General features: G+C 62.6%; 4 protein-coding genes and 1 pseudogene. 3 read left to right on the forward strand and 2 right to left on the reverse strand.

Annotated elements, in window-relative coordinates:
- A pseudogene (locus EOA29_RS43175) lies at nucleotides 1–248 on the reverse strand (nicotinate-nucleotide--dimethylbenzimidazole phosphoribosyltransferase); the annotation flags it as partial.
- A 44-nt stretch (nucleotides 249–292) separates the two neighbouring features.
- Between EOA29_RS43175 and EOA29_RS23445 the strand changes: the two are divergent.
- Nucleotides 293–523, forward strand: a complete 231-nt coding sequence (locus EOA29_RS23445; protein ID WP_126093916.1) for a DUF1289 domain-containing protein — start codon at nucleotides 293–295, stop codon at nucleotides 521–523.
- A 13-nt stretch (nucleotides 524–536) separates the two neighbouring features.
- A complete protein-coding gene (locus tag EOA29_RS23450) occupies nucleotides 537–1,241 on the forward strand; it encodes a TIGR02281 family clan AA aspartic protease (RefSeq protein ID WP_126093915.1) in 705 nt (234 codons plus the stop codon).
- A 13-nt stretch (nucleotides 1,242–1,254) separates the two neighbouring features.
- Here EOA29_RS23450 and dusA read toward each other — a convergent pair whose 3' ends face one another.
- Complete coding sequence (gene dusA, locus EOA29_RS23455) at nucleotides 1,255–2,271, reverse strand: tRNA dihydrouridine(20/20a) synthase DusA (protein ID WP_281059669.1); 1,017 nt, start codon at nucleotides 2,269–2,271, stop codon at nucleotides 1,255–1,257.
- 508 nt (nucleotides 2,272–2,779) lie between these two features.
- Here dusA and EOA29_RS23460 point away from each other — a divergent pair.
- On the forward strand, nucleotides 2,780–5,483 hold a 2,704-nt coding region (locus tag EOA29_RS23460; RefSeq protein ID WP_127221624.1), incomplete at its 3' end, for a DUF5801 repeats-in-toxin domain-containing protein.

Below are 5,483 nucleotides of genomic sequence, written 5' to 3' on the forward strand. Positions count from 1 at the left end.
ACCCGGCCCAGCGAGGCTTTCGGCTTGTCGGCTTTGGCAAACAACATGCGGACACGGGTTTCGGCGGCGGCGTCCGCCGGCGGCAGCGTCGCCAGGAGAGTGCGGAAATCATCGAAAGGCTTTGCGGTCATGTCGGATGCGGTCTCTTTGCGGGAACAGGCAGCGGCATAGCCGCCTTCACTGCCCGGCACAACCGCCCGCAATGCCGCGAAAGTGCCGGTTGACGGCGCATTGCGGAGGGCTTGCATTGGCTTCGCGGTTGCACCATGTGCAATGAACGCAAGAGAACAGCATGACCGCCATCGAATCTCCCTGCATACTCGTCTGTTCGATCGACATGAAAACCGGCTTCTGCTTCGGCTGCGGCCGCACGCGTGACGAAATCGCGAGCTGGCTCACCATGACGCCGGAAGTCCGCCGGGCGGTCATGACCGAGTTGCCGGCGCGGCTGGAGACGGTCGAACGCCGGCCCCGTCGCGAAACGCGGCGCGCCCGCATGGCGCGCGAGCGCGACATGTTGTGAGGAAGGGCTGGCCATGAACCGCCTGTTCTGGATCGTCATGCTGGTGATCGGCGCCGCCGTGATCCTGCTGATGATGAACGATTCCGCCGGCCGAACCTTCGGCATCGAGAACCACGATTTCAGCCGGCTGATCTGGGTTGGTGTGCTGGTGGCGGTGATCGGCGCGAGCCTTGTTCGCTCGGGCAGGCCGCTCGGTGACATGGCGCGCAATCTCGGCGTCTGGGCCGCGATCGTGCTGGCGCTGATCGCAGGTTACCAATATCGCTACGAGCTGCAGGACGTTGCCAGCCGCGTCACGGCCGGCCTCGTTCCGGGAAGCCCTTTGGCGCTGGGCGTGGACAATGGACGTGCCACGGTCACGCTCGACAAGGCCGACAACGGCCATTTCGAAGCGCGTATCCTGGTCAACGGCACGCCGGTGCGGACGGTGGTCGACACCGGCGCGACCAGCACGGTGCTGACGGCGGAGGACGCCCAGGCCGCCGGCTTCAACCCGGCGGCGCTCAGCTACACCGTGGACGTTTCGACCGCCAACGGCATGGCGCGCGCCGCTACCGTGAGGGCCAACGAGATGGCGATCGGCGGCATCGTGCGCAAGGATATGCCGGTCATGGTCGCGGCGCCCGGCATGCTCGAGCAAAGCCTGCTCGGCATGAACTTCATCAGTTCGCTGTCGGGTTTCGACGTGCGCGGCGACCGTATGGTGCTGCGCGATTAACGCAGTCGCGGGCTCAGGCCGCTTCGGTTTCCGCCGCCGCGAAATCTATTGCCGCGAAGGCCGTCTTCAGCACCTGCGGCCCGGCGCCGGGTTTGTTGGCGTCGGTGGACAGGATCTGCCGGTAGCGGCGCGCGCCTGGGAGCCCATGGAACAGCCCGACCATATGGCGCGTGACATGGCCGAGCCGCCCGCCCTTCTCGATATGACGCTCGGCGTAGCCCGCCATGGCGTCGATCAGCGCGGCATAATCGAAGTCGGCCGGTGCGTCGCCATAAAACGCGGCATCGACGCCGGTAAGGATTCCCGGCGTATGATAGGCCGCGCGGCCGAGCATGGCGCCGTCGACATGGGCGACATGCGCCGATGCCTCCTCAAGCGATTGAATACCGCCATTGATGCCTATGAATTCGTTCGGCTTTCCGGCTTTCAGCCGGTAGACGCGTGGGTAGTCGAGCGGCGGCACATCGCGATTTTCCTTGGGGCTGAGCCCTTCCAGCCACGCCTTGCGGGCATGCACCCAAAGCGCATCGGCGCCGGCCGCGAATACACCATCCGCCAGCGTGTCGAGCGCGGGCTCAGGGTCCTGATCGTCGACGCCGATGCGGCATTTGACGGTGACCGGGATTTTTACCTCAGCCTTCATCGCCGCGACGCATTCGGCCACCAGCGCCGGCGTCTTCATCAGGCAGGCGCCGAATGTGCCTGACTGGACGCGGTCCGACGGGCAGCCGACATTGAGGTTGATCTCGTCATAGCCGAACGCCTCGCCGATGACAGCCGCCTCGGCAAGCTTCCGCGGATCGGAGCCGCCGAGCTGCAGGGCAACCGGATGCTCGACGCCGTCGAATCCAAGCAGACGCTCGCGCACGCCATGAATGACCGCCTCCGCCACAACCATCTCGGTGTAGAGCAGCGCGCGGCGGGTCAACTGACGGTGGAAGAACCGGCAATGCCGGTCCGTCCAGTCCATCATTGGTGCTATGGCGAGCGTCGTCTGCATAAGCCTGTTCGATCTTTCCGGCGGTCCCACAATCAAGCCCACAGGGCACGATCTAGTATATTTTCTTTTATTTTCAAACAGTTCCTACAGGAGGGACAAAAGTCCCCCTTCGAGAGGGACCATTTCCCCACGTCACAGATTTCCAGAAAAATCAATACTTCGATTTGAACTTTCCACAAATAAGAGTAAACTTTTTATGCTCATGTTCTGAGCGGGAGGCGTACAGGCAGTAAATGCCTGTTTTAGAGGGGCGGGGTTTGAGTATGCCCTCATCATTGATCCTTGGCGCCCATCATTGGCGGGTTGCCCCTGCGCATAGGGCGCATCCGCCTGGAAATGCCTGACGGGGCATGGAGCGGAGGGTCAGCGGCGGCTTCTCCCAACCCCCTCTACCCCCGTGAGCCAAATCACCACTCCAGTTTTCTTTAATGATGACGCGTAGCGCCGGCCCATGCCGGCGAATGCGCGCCCGTGCGGCCGGTCGCCAGTGTTGGGGCTGACGTCGCGCCTGTCGCATTTGAAATCAGGGAGAACCCTCATGACGATCAGCTTCATTCTCAACAACCCGGCCGTCAACGATCAGACCGCTGGTCAGCAAACCGACGATAGCGGCGACGGCTTTACCGACACCGATGTCGCGTACTCCACGCTGCCACTTGCATTCCGGACCTATCTTGAGACGACTCTCGGGCTGCCCTCCACGTTCCCGACCAATGTCTACGTTGCGACCCAGACGAACTCGGTCACCGTCAACGCCACCGCCGGTTCGCAGCTCTCCGGAACGACGTTCACGGACGGCAACGGCGGCGCCCTCGACGGCGACGACAGCTTGCTCAAAACCGCCGACGGCAAGGAAATCTTCCTCTACGCGGACGGAAGCAACACCGTTATCGGCAAATATGACAGCGATGGCATCGGCGGCGTAGACTCGATCGCTTTCGTCATCTTCAAGCAGGACGTGTTGAACGCCGGCGCGACCAGCGACCAGGTAACGCTCAGTATCGTCACCTACGTGCCGATCTTCCATGGCGACACCGGCGACCCCGATGACGCGGTCAATCTCGGCAACACCCTCAAGCTCGCCGCCGGCGAGACCACCACTTTCAGCTTTGCCGGGGCGCCTTCCGGCAGCAACCTCTTCATGATGTTCGGCGATCCGAACTCCACCGAGATCGTGGTGATCGGACAAGATCCGTTGAATCAGTCCGAGGGCGGGAATATCACGACCAAGGATGTGCTCAACATCAGCCAGGCCGGCAGCACCACCTCGTTCGGTGTCAACGGCAACCAGATCAACCCCACCGAGGGCGCGTTCATCACCTATGTCCACGGCGCGAACACGAACTACCTCGTGCCCAATCTGGACCAGAACGAGGCCGACATCGAAGCCAACATCGACTTCCAAAGCCTCGTCAATGCAAACACGGCGTCCTTCACCGTCAACCAGACCAATCCGGGCATCGGACCCGTCACCGTCAAGATTTCGGCCTTCACAACCGCCTACGAGCCGGGGACGGGTTTCGTCGACGGGCTCACCAACGACACGCACGTCGCCATCAGCTCGTTCTCGCTTACCAACGTCGTCGTCAAGACAGGCAATACGCAGTATTTTCCGACCGCCGAGATCGACGGTGACGGCAACCTGATCATCAAAGGCCTGAGCACCGGCGACACGGTGCAATGGACGACGACCGGGACCCACAACCGCGTGCTGATCGAAAACATCAGCGACAATGATGGCGTTGCCGGCAACGACAACAACACTTTCGACATCGGCGGCTTCAGCATCGCGACGCCCAGCTCCGCCTCGACGTTCGTCGGTCAGCAGATCGTGATCGAGGACGACGGGCCGACGGCGGCGCTGACCGAGAATACGGCCAAGGTGCTGCATGACGAGACTGCCCTCGTCAACGCCAATTCCAACGACCAGTCTGGGTCGGCGCCGGCCGCCTTCCTCGCTCTCGGCGCCGTGCTCGGCTGGGCGGCCAGCGCTTCCGCCGTTGTCACGCCGAGTTCCAGTTTCGGCACTGACGGACCGGGAAGCCAGACCCTGTCGCTCGGCGTCAGCGCCGCGAATGCCGACTCCGGCTTCGATTCGCTCGACGGGCATAACATCCTGCTCAATGTCGAGGGCGGCCTCGTCGTCGGCCGGGTCGACGTCGGCAACGACGGCGACACAGCTGGCGATCCTGTCGCGCTCGCCATCTCGATCAGCCAGGCCGGCATCCTCAGCATCGCGCAATACATCGCCATCGCCCATCCCGACCCCACTAACCCGGACGACGTGAAGACGATGACCGACAGCGTTCTGCTTGCCAAGGTCCATGCCGTCGACGCCGACGGCGACACCAGCGACACCAGCCTGGCCATCGGCGACAAGGTGCAGATCAGGGATGACGGCCCGACGATCACCGTGCCGTTCGACGGTGACCCAGGTACCGCAGGGATCCAGCACGAGACTCTGGCGAACACTCTCAATGCGTCGGCCTCCGGTGCCTTTGGGTATGACATCGGCACGGATGCTCACACGGCCTTGTTCTACTCGGGCGGCGGGTCCGACTTCGTCGACGTCAACAACTCACTCGCCGGTGTCCAGATCAGCTTGACCGGCACCGTCGACAACGCCCAGAACCCGAACATCACCCAAGCGGTCGCAACCCTCACGGCAGAGACCAGCTCATCCGCCTCGTTCGACTTCTCGTTCCATTACGACAAGGACCCGATCACGGCTGGTGTGCAGGACTCTACGGCGGGCGGCACTCTTGTCTTTGACAAGAACGCCGACACCTACACGATAACCTTGACCGATGTGATCGACGGGTTCAGCTTCGACGTGCTGCACACCGCGGAGCTGATTGCCAAGCAGCCCACGGGCAATACGGGACACCCGCTGATCGTTGCGGAGCAGCTCACGCCGAACGGCGATCCGGATCCGTTCTTCGTGCAGTTCACCGCAAACTCGACAACCAACACCATCGGGTTCGGCTTCAACTCGACCGGTGACGGAGCGCCCGTTGGCGACACCACGTTCAACAACGGCGGTGCAACACACGATATGGTCACCAACCTGAATGAAGACTGGGTGTCTGCAACCCAGTCGACGAACGGGGTGGCAGGCGATACGATTCAGAAGGGTGAAGCTCTGACCTTGCGGTTCTTCAAAGAGAACATTTTGTCGGATGTCGACCCGAATGCCCCCAATGGCGGTACAGAGCGGCTCGACCCGCACGCGACCGCCGATG

The sequence above is a fragment of the Mesorhizobium sp. M1E.F.Ca.ET.063.01.1.1 genome, from assembly GCF_003998155.1.
GTDB lineage: Bacteria > Pseudomonadota > Alphaproteobacteria > Rhizobiales > Rhizobiaceae > Mesorhizobium.